Origin of the sequence: Streptomyces thermoalcalitolerans (assembly GCF_039525155.1) — a bacterium.
GTDB lineage: Bacteria > Actinomycetota > Actinomycetes > Streptomycetales > Streptomycetaceae > Streptomyces > Streptomyces thermovulgaris.
In genome coordinates, this window is sequence record NZ_BAAAHG010000023.1 from 1 (window position 1) to 16175 (window position 16175).

At 70.3% G+C, this 16175-nt stretch carries 17 protein-coding genes; 11 read left to right on the plus strand and 6 right to left on the minus strand.

The window, feature by feature from the left end; genetic code table 11:
* Positions 1-360 precede the first annotated feature (360 nt).
* Positions 361-1323, minus strand: a complete 963-nt coding sequence (locus ABD224_RS15205) for a DeoR/GlpR family DNA-binding transcription regulator (RefSeq protein ID WP_344050103.1) — start codon at positions 1321-1323, stop codon at positions 361-363.
* Positions 1324-1470: 147 nt separating this feature from the next.
* On the minus strand, positions 1471-2916 hold the full coding sequence (locus ABD224_RS15210; RefSeq protein ID WP_344050104.1) for an NAD(P)H-quinone dehydrogenase: 1446 nt from the start codon (positions 2914-2916) through the stop codon (positions 1471-1473).
* 151 nt (positions 2917-3067) lie between these two features.
* Between ABD224_RS15210 and ABD224_RS15215 the strand changes: the two genes are divergently transcribed.
* The 3 genes from ABD224_RS15215 to ABD224_RS15225 all read left to right on the plus strand — a co-directional run bounded on the left by ABD224_RS15215 (position 3068) and on the right by ABD224_RS15225 (position 6560).
* The gene (locus ABD224_RS15215) at positions 3068-3505 is read left to right on the plus strand and encodes a gamma-glutamylcyclotransferase family protein (RefSeq protein WP_067394341.1); all 438 of its coding nucleotides are present in this window, start codon (positions 3068-3070) and stop codon (positions 3503-3505) included.
* Between the two features lie 317 nt (positions 3506-3822).
* On the plus strand, positions 3823-4647 hold the full coding sequence (locus tag ABD224_RS15220) for a purine-nucleoside phosphorylase (RefSeq protein ID WP_344050105.1): 825 nt from the start codon (positions 3823-3825) through the stop codon (positions 4645-4647).
* 281 nt (positions 4648-4928) lie between these two features.
* Positions 4929-6560, plus strand: a complete 1632-nt coding sequence (locus ABD224_RS15225) for a phospho-sugar mutase (protein ID WP_344050106.1) — start codon at positions 4929-4931, stop codon at positions 6558-6560.
* Between the two features lie 121 nt (positions 6561-6681).
* On the opposite strand, the gene ABD224_RS15230 is transcribed toward ABD224_RS15225, so the two are convergent.
* Entirely contained in the window at positions 6682-7395 is a 714-nt protein-coding gene (locus ABD224_RS15230) for a PH domain-containing protein (RefSeq protein ID WP_344050107.1), read from the minus strand.
* A 206-nt stretch (positions 7396-7601) separates the two neighbouring features.
* Here ABD224_RS15230 and deoC point away from each other — a divergent pair, with 206 nt between their 5' ends.
* From deoC to ABD224_RS15245, 3 genes are read left to right on the plus strand one after another with little or no spacing between them, the layout of a single operon-like run.
* Positions 7602-8555, plus strand: coding sequence for a deoxyribose-phosphate aldolase (gene deoC, locus ABD224_RS15235; protein WP_344050170.1), 954 nt, complete (start codon positions 7602-7604; stop codon positions 8553-8555).
* 5 nt (positions 8556-8560) lie between these two features.
* Entirely contained in the window at positions 8561-9994 is a 1434-nt protein-coding gene (locus tag ABD224_RS15240; RefSeq protein WP_344050108.1) for an aldehyde dehydrogenase family protein, read from the plus strand.
* Positions 9984-10913 (plus strand): aldehyde dehydrogenase family protein, encoded by a 930-nt coding sequence (locus tag ABD224_RS15245; RefSeq protein ID WP_344050109.1) that lies wholly within the window; start codon positions 9984-9986, stop codon positions 10911-10913. Before ABD224_RS15240 ends, ABD224_RS15245 begins: the two co-directional genes overlap by 11 nt.
* Positions 10914-11234: 321 nt before the next feature.
* Here ABD224_RS15245 and ABD224_RS15250 read toward each other — a convergent pair whose 3' ends face one another.
* Positions 11235-11579, minus strand: coding sequence for a hypothetical protein (locus ABD224_RS15250; protein WP_344050110.1), 345 nt, complete (start codon positions 11577-11579; stop codon positions 11235-11237).
* Positions 11580-11802: 223 nt separating this feature from the next.
* Here ABD224_RS15250 and ABD224_RS15255 point away from each other — a divergent pair, with 223 nt between their 5' ends.
* From ABD224_RS15255 to ABD224_RS15265, 4 genes are all read left to right on the plus strand, one after another.
* A complete protein-coding gene (locus ABD224_RS15255; RefSeq protein ID WP_344050111.1) occupies positions 11803-12651 on the plus strand; it encodes a helix-turn-helix domain-containing protein in 849 nt (282 codons plus the stop codon).
* Complete coding sequence (locus tag ABD224_RS15260) at positions 12630-12839, plus strand: DUF397 domain-containing protein (RefSeq protein WP_344050112.1); 210 nt, start codon at positions 12630-12632, stop codon at positions 12837-12839. The genes ABD224_RS15255 and ABD224_RS15260 overlap by 22 nt, the downstream gene beginning before the upstream one ends.
* 221 nt (positions 12840-13060) lie before the next feature.
* Entirely contained in the window at positions 13061-13282 is a 222-nt protein-coding gene (locus tag ABD224_RS29450; RefSeq protein WP_425580982.1) for a Scr1 family TA system antitoxin-like transcriptional regulator, read from the plus strand.
* Positions 13261-13470 carry a DUF397 domain-containing protein gene (locus ABD224_RS15265; protein ID WP_344050113.1) on the plus strand — a complete coding sequence of 70 codons (210 nt, stop codon included), beginning with the start codon at positions 13261-13263 and terminating at the stop codon, positions 13468-13470. Before ABD224_RS29450 ends, ABD224_RS15265 begins: the two co-directional genes overlap by 22 nt.
* Before the next feature lie 396 nt (positions 13471-13866).
* Here the strand turns inward: ABD224_RS15265 and ABD224_RS15270 are convergent, their stop codons facing one another.
* Entirely contained in the window at positions 13867-13998 is a 132-nt protein-coding gene (locus tag ABD224_RS15270; RefSeq protein WP_344050114.1) for a hypothetical protein, read from the minus strand.
* A gap of 463 nt (positions 13999-14461) precedes the next feature.
* On the opposite strand from ABD224_RS15270, the gene ABD224_RS15275 reads away from it, so the two are divergent.
* On the plus strand, positions 14462-15067 hold the full coding sequence (locus tag ABD224_RS15275) for a uridine kinase family protein (protein ID WP_425580983.1): 606 nt from the start codon (positions 14462-14464) through the stop codon (positions 15065-15067).
* A gap of 301 nt (positions 15068-15368) precedes the next feature.
* Here the strand turns inward: ABD224_RS15275 and ABD224_RS15280 are convergent, their stop codons facing one another.
* On the minus strand, positions 15369-16130 hold the full coding sequence (locus ABD224_RS15280; RefSeq protein ID WP_344050116.1) for a SigE family RNA polymerase sigma factor: 762 nt from the start codon (positions 16128-16130) through the stop codon (positions 15369-15371).
* Positions 16131-16175 lie beyond the last annotated feature (45 nt).

Below are 16175 nucleotides of genomic sequence, written 5' to 3' on the forward strand. Positions count from 1 at the left end.
CGCCCACAAATCCGGCACCGTCACCAACCTCACCGCCCAGGTCGGCACCGCCCTCACCTCCGGCGCCCCCATCTGCGACATCAAAGACTGACCACACGCCAGTCAAGGGCTGGCCACAGCGCCTGCTGAAGCTCCCGGGAGGCTGAACCCACAACAGCACGGCGCTCCTGCCGTCCCGTCACGGGACCCGCCGGGCCCCACCGGCCGTCCAGGCGAAGCCCTCGAACATCACGGCGCCCGGCGCACCGCAGACGCGGTACGCCGGGCGCCGTGTCGTGGTGCTTCGAGAGCCGAGCGGCTCAGGTCATGACCCGCCGTCCCCGCGGGCAGGCCCCATGCGTCGAGGTCCTTCGCCGACCCTCACCGCCTCCGCAGATCCGCCACCCTGGCCGTCGGCCGTTCCGTCCCCCCGGCCTGGTCGCCGCCCAGGGACGTCGGGCGGAGACTCGCGCCCGGAGGCTGGTTGCGGCGCGGCCCCGGGAGGGAGACGTCCCGGCGGCGGTCGCCGCGCGCCGGGGACTTGTCGGCCGCCGAGGTCCCGGCCCCGCCCGCCACGGAGATCTGGACGCCCTGGTCGGCCAGGGCCTGGAGTTCGGTGGCCGCGCGGTCGTCGTGGGCCGGGGGATCGTCCGTCACCAGGCGGGTGATGAGCTCGGTCGGCACCGTCTGGAACATCGTGTCCGTACCGAGCTTGGTGTGGTCGGCGAGGACCACGACCTCCGCGGCGGCCTGGACGAGGGCCCGGTCGACGGACGCCGACAGCATGTTGGAGGTGGACAGCCCCCGCTCGGCGGTCAGACCGCTTCCGGAGATGAAGGCCTTGGACACCCTCAGGCCGTGCAGCGACTGCTCGGCTCCGGAGCCGACGAGCGCGTAGTTGGAGCCGCGCAGCGTGCCGCCGGTCATCACGACCTCCACCCGGTTGGCGTGGGCCAGTGCCTGGGCGACCAGGAGGGAGTTGGTGACGACGGTCAGGCCGGGCACCCGGGCGAGCCGACGTGCCAGTTCCTGCGTGGTCGTCCCCGCTCCGACGACGATCGCCTCGCCCTCTTCGACGAGTCCCGCGGCGAGATCGGCGATGGCCGTCTTCTCCGCGGTCGCGAGGTGCGACTTCTGCGGGAAGCCGGCCTCCCGGGTGAACCCGCCCGGGAGCACCGCACCGCCGTGCCGGCGGTCGAGCAGTCCTTCGGCCTCCAGTGCCCGCACGTCCCGCCGTACGGTCACTTCGGAGGTCTGGACGACGCGGGCGAGCTCACGGAGCGACACGGCACCGTTCGCTCGCACCATTTCGAGGATCAGTTGGCGACGTTCAGCAGCGAACACGAAACTGACAGTAACGCCGACGACCGTCTGCTTTCAGCGGTTTGCGCCGAATAACAGAAGTTGTTCGCACAGCGGGGCACAAAGTGGTATAGGACACCGCGTCCCGCACCTCGGGCTCCGGCCGTCCGAAGCGTCGTCCCGGCTCCTTCAGCCGCCCGACGTCTTGCGCGTGTGCAATTGCCGGGCCACCTCGGCGATCGAGCCCGACAGGGAGGGGTAGACGGTGAAGGCGTTCGCGACCTGTTCGACCGTCAGATTGTTGTCGACGGCGATCGAGATGGGATGGATGAGTTCCGAGGCGCGCGGCGCCACGACCACACCGCCGACCACGATGCCCGTGCCCGGACGGCAGAAGATCTTGACGAAGCCGTCCCGGATGCCCTGCATCTTGGCGCGCGGGTTGCGCAGCAGCGGGAGCTTGACGCAGCGGGCGTCGATCTTGCCGGCGTCCACATCGGCCTGGCTGTAGCCGACGGTGGCGATCTCGGGGTCGGTGAAGACGTTGGCCGAGACCGTCTTGAGGTTCAGCGGGGCCACCGCGCTGCCCAGGAAGTGGTACATGGCGATACGTCCCTGCATCGCCGCCACCGACGCGAGCGCGAGGACACCGGTCACGTCACCGGCCGCGTACACGCCCGGGGCCGTGGTCCGCGACACCTTGTCGGTCCAGATGTGACCGGACTCGCGCAGCTTGACACCGGCTTCCTCCAGGCCGAGCCCCGCGGTGTTCGGAACGGCGCCGACCGCCATCAGGCAGTGGGTGCCGGTGATGACACGTCCGTCGGACAGCGTCACCTCCACCCGGTCCCCGACCCGTTTGGCCGAGGCGGCCCGCGAGCGCGCCATGACGTTCATGCCGCGACGCCGGAAGACGTCCTCCAGCACGGCCGCCGCGTCCGGGTCCTCACCCGGCAGCACACGGTCCCGGGAGGACACCAGCGTGACCTTCGAGCCGAGCGCCTGGTAGGCGCCGGCGAACTCCGCGCCGGTCACACCGGACCCCACCACGATGAGCTCCTCGGGAAGCTCGGTGAGGTCGTAGACCTGAGTCCAGTTCAGGATGCGCTCCCCGTCCGGCCGGGCGTCGGGCAGTTCGCGCGGGTGACCGCCGGTCGCGATGAGCACCGCGTCCGCGGTGAAGGTCTCCTCGCCGCCGTCCGCCATCGTGACGACGACCTTCCGTGACCCGTCGAGCGCCTGCGTGCCCTCCAGCCGGCCGCGCCCGCGCACCACCCGGGCGCCAGCGCGTGTCACGGCCGCGGTGATGTCGTGGGACTGGGCCAGTGCCAGCCGTTTCACACGGCGGTTGACCTTCGCCAGGTCGACACCCACCACCCGGGCGGGCTGCTCCATCGGAGGGGTGTCGTCGGCGACGACGATTCCCAGCTCCCGGTACGACGAGTCGAAGGTGGTCATCACCTCGGCCGTCGCGATGAGCGTCTTCGACGGCACACAGTCGGTCAGCACCGACGCTCCGCCCAGGCCGTCGCAGTCGACGACGGTCACCTCCGCGCCGAGTTGCGCCGCCACCAGCGCCGCCTCGTATCCGCCGGGTCCACCACCGATGATCACGATCCGAGTCACGTCCTCCATTGTCTCGCACTGTTCGAGGTGTGACCGCCCCGGGGCAGGACCGGACCGTCCGCCGTCGTTCCCGAGATCCGCTTGCCGTCGTTCCCGAGATCCGTCCGCCGTTGTCCCTGAGATCGGTGAGGTGAGTGCACGGCTGCCGTACGCTCGACCCATGTCGCTCTACGCCGCGTACGCCGGCAACCTCGACGCGCGGCTGATGTCCCGCCGCGCCCCGCACTCACCGCTGCGTGCCACGGGGTGGCTGAACGGCTGGCGGCTGACCTTCGGCGGTGAGCACCTGGGCTGGGAGGGTGCGCTGGCGACGCTCGTCGAGGACCCGCTCTCCCAGGTCTTCGTCGCGCTGTACGACATCGCCCCGATGGACGAGGAGTCCCTCGACCGCTGGGTGGGCGTGGGGCTGGGCCTCTACCGGCGCACCCGCGTCCGCGTGCACACCCTGGACGGCGAGGAGCCCGCCTGGGCCTATGTCCTCAACGCCTACGAGGGCGGCCTTCCCTCCGCCCGCTACCTCGGCGAGATCGCCGACGCGGCGGAATCGGCGGGAGCGCCCCACGACTATGTGATGGAGCTGCGCAAAAGACCGTGCTGACCGGTCGTCTCCCGCGGGAGGACCACCCGTCCGAGGACCGTCTCCGGCGCACCTCGCCCCGCCCCTCGTCCTCTCCCCCTCCTCTCCCCCTCGCCCGCCCCTCGTCCTCTCCCCCTCCTCTCCCCCTCGCCCGCCCCTCGTCCTCTCCCCCTCCTCTCCCCCTCGCCCGCCCCTCGTCCTCTCCCCTCTCGTCTCCTCTCTCTCGTCTCCCTTCCGTCCCCTTGTCCGTCTCCCGTCGGAAACGACAAGACAACGATCGCCCTCCCGCGCCCTCCAGCATCTACGCGCGTAGGCAAAGACCGGCTACTCTCAACGACGTGAACGCATCTCTACTTCCGGACGACCTCCAGGGCGACCCCTACGCCGCCGCCGACGCCGCCGCCTCGCGCCTGCGGGAACTCACCGGTGTCGAGACCCACGACGTCGCCCTCGTGATGGGCTCCGGCTGGGCCCCGGCCGTCGACGCCCTGGGGACCCCCGACGCCGAGCTCCAGGTCACCGAGCTGCCCGGATTCCCGCCGCCGGCGGTGGAGGGTCACGGCGGCAGGATCCGCTCGTACGCCATCGGGAACAAGCGCGCCCTGGTCTTCCTCGGCCGTACCCACTACTACGAGGGCCGGGGCGTGGCCGCCGTGGCCCACGGCGTACGCACCGCCGTCTCGGCCGGATGCAAGACGATCGTGCTCACCAACGGCTGCGGCGGTCTGCGCGAGGGCATGCGCCCCGGTCAGCCCGTGCTGATCAGCGACCACATCAACCTGACGGCCGTCTCCCCGATCGTCGGCGCCAACTTCGTCGACCTCACCGACCTCTACTCCCCCCGCCTGCGCGCCCTGTGCAAGGAGGTCGACCCCACCCTCGAGGAGGGCGTCTACGCCCAGTTCCCCGGCCCGCACTACGAGACGCCGGCCGAGATCCGCATGGCCCGCACCATCGGCGCGGACCTGGTCGGCATGTCCACGGTCCTGGAGGCCATCGCCGCCCGTGAGGCCGGCGCCGAGGTCCTCGGCATCTCCCTGGTCACCAACCTCGCCGCCGGCATGACCGGCGAACCCCTCAACCACGAGGAGGTCCTCCAGGCGGGCCGGGACAGCGCCGCCCGCATGGGCTCCCTCCTGGCCCAGGTACTGGACCGTCTGTAAGGACCCCGTCCACGAGGACGAAGGACATCCGTCCACCGGGGTACACGACGACGTCCGCCACGACGGCGGGACGGCGGGAGGGGCCGTGGGGGTGCGTCGGCAGCCCGTCGTACCCCTTTGTCCCCGCCCGGTCCGGCCGGCGCGGCCCGGGGCGGTCCGCCCGTGCGCGGCGGACCGGACGCCCCATAGTCCATACACAGTCCCGCCCCGCCCACGCATCGCGGGCCCCGGCCGGCACCGCCCAAGGCACCCGCACCACGACACGAGAGGCTGACGGAAACGTGCACGACGACCTCATGGCAAGGGCCAAGGCGTGGCTCGCCGAGGACCCCGACCCGGACACCCGCGCCGAACTCGCCCGCCTCATCGACGCCGAGGACACCGAGGAACTCGCCGCCCGTTTCTCCGGCACCCTCCAGTTCGGCACCGCCGGCCTGCGCGGCGAACTCGGCGCCGGCCCGCTGCGCATGAACCGTTCCGTCGTCATCCGCGCCGCCGCCGGTCTCGCCGCGTACCTCACCAAGAACGGTCACGCCGGCGGTCTGGTCGTCATCGGCTACGACGCCCGTCACAAGTCCGAGGACTTCGCCCGCGACACCGCCGCCGTCATGACCGGCGCCGGCTTCCGCGCCGCCCTCCTCCCCCGTCCCCTCCCCACCCCCGTCCTCGCCTTCGCCGTCCGGCACCTCGGCGCGGTCGCCGGGGTGACGGTCACCGCCAGCCACAACCCGCCCCGCGACAACGGCTACAAGGTCTACCTGGGCGACGGCTCCCAGATCGTCCCCCCGGCGGACACCGGCATCGCCGCCGAGATCGACGCGATCACCACCCTCTCCGCCGTCCCCCGTCCGGACTCCGGCTGGGAGGTGCTCGGCGAGGAGATCCTCGAGGCCTATCTCGCCCGTACGGACGCCGTGCTGGACCCCGGCTCCCCCCGCACCGCCCGCACCGTCTACACGGCGATGCACGGGGTCGGCAAGGACACCTTCCTCGCCGCCTTCGCCCGCGCCGGTTTCCCCGTCCCCGACCTGGTCCCCGAACAGGCGGACCCGGACCCGGACTTCCCGACCGTGGCCTTCCCCAACCCGGAGGAGCCCGGCGCGATGGACCTGGCGTTCGCGAAGGCCCGTGAGACCGACCCCGACCTGGTCATCGCCAACGACCCGGACGCGGACCGCTGCGCCGTGGCGGTCAAGGACGGCGCGGACTGGCGCATGCTGCGCGGCGACGAGGTCGGCGCGCTTCTGGGCGCTCATCTGGTCGCCCGGGGGGCCACCGGCACATTCGCGGAGTCGATCGTGTCGTCCTCCCTCCTCGGCCGCATCGCCGAGAAGGCGGGCCTGCCCTACGAGGAGACCCTCACCGGCTTCAAGTGGATCGCCCGTGTGGAGGGCCTGCGCTACGGCTACGAGGAGGCCCTCGGCTACTGCGTCGATCCCGACGGCGTACGCGACAAGGACGGCATCACCGCCGCCCTGCTGATCACGGAACTGGCCTCGCGGCTCAAGCAGGAGGGCCGCACCCTCCTGGACCTGCTCGACGACCTCGCCGTCGAGCACGGCCTGCACGCCACCGACCAGCTCTCGGTCCGGGTCCAGGACCTCTCGCTGATCGCCGACGCGATGCGCCGTCTGCGCGAGCAGCCCCCGACCGCGCTCGCGGGCCTGCCCGTCCTCCGCTCCGAGGACCTCGCCCGGGGCATCGGCACCCTGCCGCCCACGGACGGCCTCCGCTACACCCTCGACGGCGCCCGCGTGGTCGTCCGCCCCAGCGGCACGGAGCCCAAGCTGAAGTGCTACCTGGAGGTGGTGATCCCGGTGGCGACACGCGCCGACCTCCCGTCGGCCCGTGCCCGGGCCACCGGCCTCCTGGAGTCGATCAAGCGGGATCTGTCCACGGCCGCCGGCATCTGACCCACGACCGTATCGGTACAGCGGAAGGGGTGCCCCTCACACGGAGGGGGCACCCCTTTTGCTCTAAAACGTTCTAAAACGTTTTACTCCAAGCCGTTTTCCCGAACCGTCGGCGCGCCCGTCACCCCACCGCCAGCAGAATCGCCAGCACCACCGCACCGGCCGCCGCCGGCCCGATGACCTCGTACGCCCAGCGGACGCTCGCCTCGCCCTGGGCGGACTCGGCGTTCTCGTACCGTTCCTGCATCTCACGCAGGTCGTCCATGTACTGGTCGGTCTCCGCGCGGATGGGCCCGTCGTGCCCGGCGCCCGCTCCGCGCCCCGGACCTCCGAAACCGAAGGCGCCGGCGCGATGCCCGCCGGTCCCGGCCCGCACCGCACGGCTCGCCTCGCGCTCGCCCGAGGCGGCGGCCCGCGCCTGCTGCCGGGCGGCCCGCTTGCGTGCCCGCAGGGACACGGGCAACGCCCACAGCTGGTACTTGGTGCCGGACCGGTCGAGGACCTCGTTGGAGTAGCCGGAGCGCAGGCCGGAGATCTGGCCCCAGGGCAGCACGATCACGCGGAAGGGGTTGCGGATCCGCAGCCGCTCGGCGTTGGCGTACACGGCGGGCCGCAGGGTGAAGGCGACCACGAGCGGCACGATGAGCAGCATCCCGGCGAGCGCCAGCCAGGGGGTGCGGCCCCGGCCGGCGACCAGCGCGTCGATGCCCAGCCAGCCGATGATGGCGAGCATCAGAACCCCGCCCGCGATGCCTGCGGACGACCGGAAGACCCGGTCCTCGGACTCGGGGCTCTGGGGCTGCGGCTCGGTGGGCTCGTGGTCGGGCGTCGTCATGGCCCCGATTGTGCCCGACGCCCCGGAACGCGGTTCATCCGCGGTGCCCCGCCCCAGGGCGGGGAAGCGGGAAGGTCCCAGGGCAGGGAAACGGGAAGGTCCCGAGGCGGGGAAACGGGAAGGCGGACGGCGGACAACGGGAAGGTGACGACAGGGCCCGAGGGCTGTACAGCCGCTACGCGCGTAGATATGCTCGCCTGGTGACCATGCCCACCACAGCACCCGCCGCACTTGCCGACGTCACCGCGTCCAACAGCACGCTGCGCCGTTTCCTCCATGGGCTGCCCGGCGTCGACGCGGTCGGCCTGGAGGCGCGCGCCGCCTCGCTCGGCACCCGTTCCATCAAGACCACCGCGAAGGCCTATGCCCTCGATCTCGCCATCTCGATGGTCGACCTGACGACGCTGGAAGGCGCGGACACCCCGGGCAAGGTCCGGGCGCTCGGCGCCAAGGCGGTCCACCCCGATCCGACGGACCGTACGGCCCCCACCGTCGCGGCCGTCTGCGTCTACCCCGACATGGTGGCCGCCGCCAAGCAGGCCGTCGCCGGCTCGGACGTGAAGGTCGCCTCGGTCGCCACCGCCTTCCCGGCCGGCCGCGCCCCGCTGAGCGTCAAGCTGGCGGACGTGCGCGAGGCGGTCGCCGCGGGCGCCGACGAGATCGACATGGTCATCGACCGCGGAGCGTTCCTCGCCGGCGACTATCTGAAGGTGTACGACGAGATCGCCGCCGTGAAGGAGGCCTGCGGGACGAAGGCCCGGCTGAAGGTCATCTTCGAGACCGGCGAGCTGTCGACGTACGACAACATCCGCCGGGCGAGCTGGCTCGCCATGCTGGCGGGCGCCGACTTCATCAAGACCTCCACCGGCAAGGTCGCCGTCAACGCCACCCCGGCGGGCACCCTGCTGATGCTGGAGGCCGTCCGTGACTTCCGGGCGCAGACCGGCGTGCAGGTCGGGGTGAAGCCGGCTGGCGGCATCCGTACCGCCAAGGACGCGATCAAATACCTCGTCCTGGTCAACGAGACCGTCGGCGAGGACTGGCTGGACAACCGCTGGTTCCGCTTCGGCGCCTCCTCGCTCCTGAACGATCTGCTGATGCAGCGCCAGAAGCTGGCCACCGGCCGCTACTCCGGCCCCGACTACGTGACGGTGGACTGATCACCATGGCATTCGAGTACGCACCCGCGCCCGAGTCGCGCGCGATCGTCGACATCGCCCCGTCCTACGGCCTGTTCATCGACGGGGAGTTCACCGAGGCCGCCGACGGCAAGGTCTTCAAGACGATCAGCCCGAGCACCGAGGAGGTCCTCTCCGAGGTCGCCCAGGCCAAGGAGGAGGACGTCGACCGCGCGGTGAGGGCCGCCCGCAAGGCGTTTGGGACGTGGTCGGCGCTGCCCGGCTCCGAGCGCGCCAAGTACCTCTTCCGCATCGCGCGCATCATCCAGGAGCGCAGCCGGGAACTGGCGGTCCTGGAGACGCTGGACAACGGCAAGCCGATCAGGGAGACCCGCGATGTGGACCTCCCGCTGGTCGCCGCGCACTTCTTCTACTACGCCGGCTGGGCGGACAAGCTCGAGCACGCCGGCTTCGGCCCGGACCCGAAGCCGCTGGGCGTGGCCGGCCAGGTCATCCCCTGGAACTTCCCGCTGCTGATGCTGGCGTGGAAGATCGCCCCGGCGCTCGCGACCGGCAACACGGTCGTGCTCAAGCCCGCCGAGACCACTCCCCTCTCCGCGCTGTTCTTCGCGGACATCTGCCGTCAGGCCGGTCTGCCCAAGGGGGTCGTCAACATCCTTCCGGGCTACGGCGACGCGGGCGCCGCGCTCGTCGCGCACCCGGACGTGGACAAGGTCGCCTTCACCGGCTCCACGGCCGTCGGCAAGGAGATCGCCCGCACGGTCGCGGGCACCCGCAAGAAGCTGACCCTGGAACTGGGCGGCAAGGGCGCCAACATCGTCTTCGACGACGCGCCGATCGACCAGGCCGTCGAGGGCATCGTCAACGGGATCTTCTTCAACCAGGGGCAGGTCTGCTGCGCTGGCTCGCGTCTGCTGGTCCAGGAGTCGGTCCACGACGAACTGCTCGACGCCCTCAAGCGCAGGATCTCCACCCTGCGCCTGGGCGATCCGCTGGACAAGAACACCGACATCGGCGCGATCAACTCCGCCGAGCAGCTGGCCCGGATCACCGCGCTCGCCGACCAGGGCGAGGCGGAGGGTGCCGAGCGCTGGTCGCCGGCCTGCGAACTCCCCTCCTCCGGCTACTGGTTCGCCCCGACGCTCTTCACGAACGTCACCCAGGCGCACACCATCGCCCGCGAGGAGATCTTCGGCCCGGTGCTGTCCGTCCTCACCTTCCGCACCCCGGAGGAGGCCGTCGCCAAGGCCAACAACACGCCGTACGGTCTGTCGGCGGGCATCTGGACCGAGAAGGGGTCGCGGATGCTGGCGGTGGCGAACAGGCTCCGCGCGGGCGTGATCTGGTCCAACACATTCAACAAGTTCGACCCGACCTCGCCCTTCGGCGGCTACAAGGAGTCGGGCTTCGGCCGCGAGGGCGGCCGCCACGGTCTGGAGGCGTACCTCGATGTCCGATAAGACGGAAAAGACCGCGTCCCGACTGCCGGTCTTCAAGACCTACAAGCTGTACATCGGCGGGAAGTTCCCGCGTTCCGAGAGCGGCCGGGTGTACGAGGTGACCGCGAAGACATCAGCCGCTGGCGCGGCGGGCAAGGGCAACTGGCTGGCGAACGTACCGCTGTCCTCCCGCAAGGACGCCCGTGACGCGGTCGTGGCGGCGCGCAAGGCGTTCGGGCCGTGGTCGGGTGCGACGGCGTACAACCGGGGCCAGATCCTGTACCGCATCGCGGAGATGCTGGAGGGCCGCCGCGAGCAGTTCGTGCGCGAAGTGGCCGACGCCGAGGGCCTGTCGCGGGCGAAGGCGGCCGCCCAGGTGGACGCGGCGATCGACCGCTGGGTCTGGTACGCGGGCTGGACCGACAAGATCGCCCAGGTGGTGGGCGGCGGCAACCCGGTGGCGGGCCCGTTCTTCAACCTCTCCACACCGGAACCGACGGGTGTCGTGGCGGTCCTGGCCCCCCAGGAGTCGTCGTTCCTGGGCCTGGTCTCGGTGATCGCCCCGGTGATCGCGACCGGCAACACGGCGGTCGTCGTGGCCTCCGAGAAGTCGCCTCTGCCCGCCCTCTCCCTGAGCGAGGTCCTGGCCACCTCCGACCTGCCCGGCGGTGTCGTCAACATCCTGTCCGGCCGTACGGCGGAGATCGCCGCGCCCCTCGCCGCCCACCAGGACGTCAACGCGATCGACCTGACGGGCGCCGACGAGGACCTGGCCAGGGAACTGGAGATCGCGGCGGCGGACAACCTCAAGCGCGTTCTGCGTCCACAGCCTGTGGATTACTTCGCGACTCCCGGCACCGACCGCCTGACGGCCTTCCTGGAGACGAAGACGGTCTGGCACCCCACGGGCGCCCTGGGCGCCTCCGGCTCGTCGTACTGACGGCCGCTCACCGCGCCATGGCGGTGACCGCCTGAACAGGGCCGCGGCTCCTCTCCGTCCGAGGAGCCGCGGCCCTTCTGCCATGGCGTCGTCTCACCGCCCGAGCGCGGTCCGGGTCGCACCTCCGTGCCGTGTGACGCGCGGCCGGCAGTCGACCTTGACCTCCTCCCCCCGTACCCGCCGCGCCTGTCCCCGCGCACGCGCACACGGGTACCCCTACGGCACATGCGCCGACAGCCGTGTCACGGAACATTTCAGAACGCCCCGTCGGCAACGCGCCCTCAACCGATCACACAGGGTCCGCACCGCTCCCCTCACGGCTCAGAGCACCTCCCCTCTGCTGCGGGCGTTGGCGCGGGCCACCCGCGCCCGCAGCAGGTCCTCCTGCCCCCGGACGTCCAGGGGCCGCACGTCCCCGGGCAGCGCCGTCCACTCCGTGCCGCCGCCGACCGGGCGGAGCCATACGAACCCGTCGAGGTGATCCATGACGATGCCACGTTGCTCACGCCGTGTGTCGTGGGCGAGTTGACCGACCGGAAGCCGGGCCTCGTCCCGCGCGGCCGCCTGCTTGTCGGCGTGCGCCTGCGCGGCGGCGGTGATGGCCGCGCGGTCGGGACGAGGGGGACGAGCCACCACATCCTTCGTCGTACGCCTCTGGGGTGCCAAGGGTGCCTCCTGCGTGTTCTTGCTGTTTGCACCCCCAGCGTCACGATGTGCTGTCGCTGTTGGACAGGGGAACGCCGTTCCCAACGCGGTTTCGGAACGGCTCCGACCTGCCCACTCTCACAATAAGCACCCAGACGGTCACCAAAAGTGGCTACCGTGAGGGAGGTGGTGACGTCCCCTCAGGGACAAGGAATGGCACACCGCCCGGGAAAGGAGTCCCGTCATGGCCCAGTCCTCCCGCGATCTCGACCCTGCCCAGTCCGCCCGCAACCTGTACGGCGTGGAACTCCGCCGCCAGCGTCAACTCGCCGGCCTGTCGCTGGACCGGCTCTCGGACATCGTCAACTACAGCAAGACGCACCTGCACGGGGTGGAGACCGGAGAGCGGCTGCCCTTGCCGCCACTGTCGGAGAAGCTGGATGCTGCCTTTGGAACGGGGGAGTTGTTCCGGGGGCTGTGGGGGGTGGTGAAGCGGGAGCACACGCCTCGGCGGTTCGATCATTGCCTGGAGTTGGAGGCGAGGGCGGTACGGATTCAGGCGTTCAATGCAAGCCTGATTCCCGGGCTGCTCCAGACCGAGGCATACATGCGCGCGCTGTTTGCCAAGGGAGAGGCCGGCATCAGTCCCGAGGCGATCGACAGCCTCACAGCAGCTCGGCTCGGCCGTCAGGAGATCTTGCGACGGGACTGCCCTCCGGACCTCTGGTGGACCATCAACGAGGCAGCCCTGCAACAAGCTGTGGGTGGCCCAGCGGTGATGCGGGAGCAACTCGCGGCCTTGCTACCGCTGATGGAAACGCGCCGCACGACCATCCAAGTCGTACCGTTCGAGGCTGGTGCGTGCTCCCTGATGCTCGGCACACTCATCCTGCTGACACTGCCTGACAACTCCACCACCGTCTACCAGGAAGGGCCCAGAAACGGCGAAATCTTCGACGACCGGGAGACCTTCATGCAGCGCGTGCGGGACTACGATCGAATGAAGGTCTGCGCTCTCTCACCAAGGGAGTCCGCAGAGTTGATCCAAGCGACGATGGAGACGTACGAGTCATGCGAGTCACCCCAGACCTGAGCACCGCCCGCTGGCGCAAGTCTTCGTTCAGCGGCAACCAGGCCGGAGACGAATGCGTCGAGGTCTCCGACGATTTCCCCGGCACAGTCCCCGTCCGTGACAGCAAAGACACGACCGGCCCTGTCCTGGTTCTGGGCGAAACGGCCTGGCAGCCATTCATCAACGGCCTGAAGGAAGGCTCCCTGTAAAGCGGCACCTGAAACGGCCCTGGGGTTGTTCCATGGCCGTTCCGGGATGGGTGGCTCAGCCTGTTATGGCCTCCTCTAGCCGTGCCAGTGCCAGGTCCTCCTTGCGGTTGGCTTCATCCCGGCGGTGATGTGTGAGCAACTCACGGCCTTGCTGCCGCTGGTAGAGACGCGCCACGCAACGATCCAGGGTCGTCCCGTTTGAAGCGGGCGCATGCATCCTGATGAGCGGCACACTCATCTTGCTGACGCTTCCGGACAACTCGACGACCGTGTACCAGGAAGGACCGCGGAACGGCGAGATCTTCGACGATCGGGAGACCGTCACGCAACGTGTGCGAGAGTTCGATCTGATGAAGGCCAACGCCCTCCCACCAGGGGAGTCAGCAGCGCTGATCACAGCGACGATGGAGACGTACAAACCATGCGAGCCACTCGGGACCTGAGCACCATCCGCTGGCGCAAATCCTCCTACAGCGGAAACCAGCAAGGGGACGCTTGCGTCGAGGTCTGCGACGACTTCGCCGATGCGGTCCCTGTTCGTGACAGCAAGGACACGACCGGCCCTGTCCTGATACTGGGCAGCACGGCCTGGCAGCCCTTCGTCGACGGACTCAAGAAGGGCTCCCTGTAAGGCGGCATCTGTTCCGGAACGGCCGTGGAACAACCCCAGCGCCCTTCCGGTCGCAGCCAGAACGCCTGACGCTGCCCAATGAGCCGAACGGCGCCATGTCCGGACGCGCATATGCTCTCCGCCCGGCGTTGAACCCCGAGCAGGCGATCAAGGTCATCCCGGCTTCAAGCTTCAGATAATGCGGCTGCCTCGACTCGGCGTCCCTCTTCCTGATCCGGGGAACCCCGCCCAAGTCGGCGACGAGCATGTCCTTGCTTCCGATGAACGGAACGCTGTGCTGAGGATCGGACAGGTACACCCTGCGGAGCTTCGGCCCGTTGAAGATCCCTCCGGCATACCCCGCCGTGACCTCCTGCATCTGAAGCCTTGTTCACTTCTCGGTGCCCGCTTCACCACCTACGCGTCGCCGCTCGCCCGCTGCTCGGCCGCGATGTCGGCCACGATCCGCGGCGCGAGTGCCGCGACCGCGCGGCTCAGGAACATCTGCCCCTCGGCCGGATGCCCTGCCACATCTTCCGTGATCTTCATCGGGAACTACCGCGTGCTCTGCATCATCGAAGAGCAGGTGATCCGCATCCTGGTCACCCACCTCGGCAGAACAGCCTGACGGCCAGGGCCACGAGAACCATGCTTCCCGGCCGTGCAGAGGAGCGTGGCTCTCCCCGCGCCCTACCGCCCGGCCGACCACCAGTACCGCGCCGACCGAAGCCGGCCGGGGACACGTGTGTCGTCGCTGCGTCGCGTCCAGCGCCGCTCCAGTGGTCGCGAGAGCAATCACCGCCCGCTACGCGGCGGGGTACCGGGAGAGGCGTGTCGGGCCATCGCTGATGCCACCTTCTGGCATACAGAACAAAACGGAGCAAAACAGTCGGCACGCGGGTCGTTGAGGTGGGGCTCACACTCCACATCCGACCCGCGGGTGCGGCAGGCGCACCGCCATGCGCCAGACTGGTCCCCCGTGAGTTCTCCTCTGCCGCCACCCGCTCGTGTCGTGCTGCTCTGTGGCCCCTCGGGCTCGGGCAAATCCATGGTCGCCGCCCGCTGCGGGCTGCCCGTGCTGCGTCTCGACGACTTCTACAAGGAGGGCGACGACCCCACCCTGCCCCTGGTGGCGGGGAGCTCGGACATCGACTGGGACCACCCCGGCTCGTGGGACGCGGACGCCGCGGTGGAGGCGATCACCCGGCTGTGCACCACGGGCAGCACGACGGTCCCGGTCTACGACCTCGCCCGGAGCGCCCGTACCGGTGAGAGGCCGCTGCACCTCGGCCGTGCCCCGCTGTTCGTCGCGGAGGGCATCTTCGCCGCCGAGATCGTGGAGCGCTGCCGGGAGTTGGGCGTCCTGGCCGACGCGCTGTGCCTGTCCCGCGGGCCGGTCACCACCTTCCGCCGGCGTTTTCTGCGGGATCTGAAGGAGGGCCGCAAGTCGGTGCCGTTCCTGCTGCGCCGCGGCTGGCGGCTGATGCGTGCCGAGCGGTCGATCATCGCCCGTCAGGTCGCCCTGGGCGCCCATCCCTGCGGCCGGGACGAGGCCCTGGGCCGGCTGGCGGCGGCAGCGGCCGCGGGACGGCAGGCCCGGACGCGGACGGCGGCCTGAGACGGCGTACGGCACGCGGAGATACGTGGCACGCGTGACGCATGTGCTGCATGTGTCGCGCGTGCCGCATGTGCCCCTGTGCCGTGCGCTCACGCGCACATGCGGAAGCGGGGCTGGAAGGACCCCCGGCCTTCCAGCCCCGCTCCTCGGTGTTCCCCCCACATTCCCCCGTGATCGTTCCCCCGTGTCCCCCGTTCTTCCCCCGTTTTTCCGGTCCCCCGTTTCCAGTTCCCCCGGTTTCCCCCCTCGGTTCCCCAGGTTCCCCCCGATTCCCCCTGTTCCCCCCTGTCCTTCGGCCGGTTCAGGCGACGAGCTCGCCGAAGGACTCCTCCTCGTCACGGCCGAAGCTGAGGACCTCGTCCTCGCGCAGCCGGCGGAGCGACCGCCAGATGCTGGACTTCACCGTGCCGACGCTGATGCCGAGGATGTCCGCGATCTCCGGGTCCGTGCGGCCCTCGTAGTAGCGCAGGACCAGCATGGTGCGCTGGAGTTCGGGCAGCCGGGCCAGCGCCTGCCACAGGACGGCGCGCAGTTCGGTGCCGCGCATGGCGTCCGTGTCGCTGGGCGTCTCCGGCAGTTCCTCGGTCGGGTACTCGTTGAGCTTGCGGCGCCGCCAGGCGCTGATGTGCAGGTTGGTCATGGTGCGGCGGAGGTATCCGCCGACGGCCGCCTTGTCACTGATCCGGTCCCACGCCCGGTAGGTCGAGAACAGCGCGCTCTGCAGCAGGTCCTCGGCCTCGAAGCGATCGCCGGTGAGGTGGTAGGCGGTGGCGTACAGGGAGGCGCGACGCTCCTGGACGTAGGCGGTGAACTCCACCTCCGACGAGGTGCGGCGCTCCCCCGAGGCCTCCCCGTACGCGGCTCCCCCGTGCGGCTCCCCCGTGTGCGCGTCAACCACCGTCCTGCACACGGTGTGCTGACGCCCGGCGCCGCGAGCGCACCCCCGTCCTCCCCGTTCGATCAGGGAGGTGCTCCCCCCGGCACCGGACCTCTCCGAAGACCGGGTCACGTCGTGCAGACGCGTGACCACTGCGCTGTTGCTGGTGCTGTGCAGCATGCTCATCCCGCGCCCCCCGTCGTGAACTTCCGGCGTTCCGTCTGTTCCGTC

Coding starts and splice junctions, on each gene's coding strand:
- deoC (WP_344050170.1), top strand. CDS start 7,602: ATGCCCACCACAGCACCCGCCGCACTTGCCGACGTCACCGCGTCCAAC.
- ABD224_RS29450 (WP_425580982.1), top strand. CDS start 13,061: ATGAGCGGCACACTCATCTTGCTGACGCTTCCGGACAACTCGACGACC.
- ABD224_RS15260 (WP_344050112.1), top strand. CDS start 12,630: ATGCGAGTCACCCCAGACCTGAGCACCGCCCGCTGGCGCAAGTCTTCG.
- ABD224_RS15265 (WP_344050113.1), top strand. CDS start 13,261: ATGCGAGCCACTCGGGACCTGAGCACCATCCGCTGGCGCAAATCCTCC.
- ABD224_RS15240 (WP_344050108.1), top strand. CDS start 8,561: ATGGCATTCGAGTACGCACCCGCGCCCGAGTCGCGCGCGATCGTCGAC.
- ABD224_RS15255 (WP_344050111.1), top strand. CDS start 11,803: ATGGCCCAGTCCTCCCGCGATCTCGACCCTGCCCAGTCCGCCCGCAAC.
- ABD224_RS15280 (WP_344050116.1), bottom strand. CDS start 16,130: ATGAGCATGCTGCACAGCACCAGCAACAGCGCAGTGGTCACGCGTCTG.
- ABD224_RS15270 (WP_344050114.1), bottom strand. CDS start 13,998: ATGAAGATCACGGAAGATGTGGCAGGGCATCCGGCCGAGGGGCAGATG.
- ABD224_RS15210 (WP_344050104.1), bottom strand. CDS start 2,916: ATGGAGGACGTGACTCGGATCGTGATCATCGGTGGTGGACCCGGCGGA.
- ABD224_RS15215 (WP_067394341.1), top strand. CDS start 3,068: ATGTCGCTCTACGCCGCGTACGCCGGCAACCTCGACGCGCGGCTGATG.
- ABD224_RS15245 (WP_344050109.1), top strand. CDS start 9,984: ATGTCCGATAAGACGGAAAAGACCGCGTCCCGACTGCCGGTCTTCAAG.
- ABD224_RS15230 (WP_344050107.1), bottom strand. CDS start 7,395: ATGACGACGCCCGACCACGAGCCCACCGAGCCGCAGCCCCAGAGCCCC.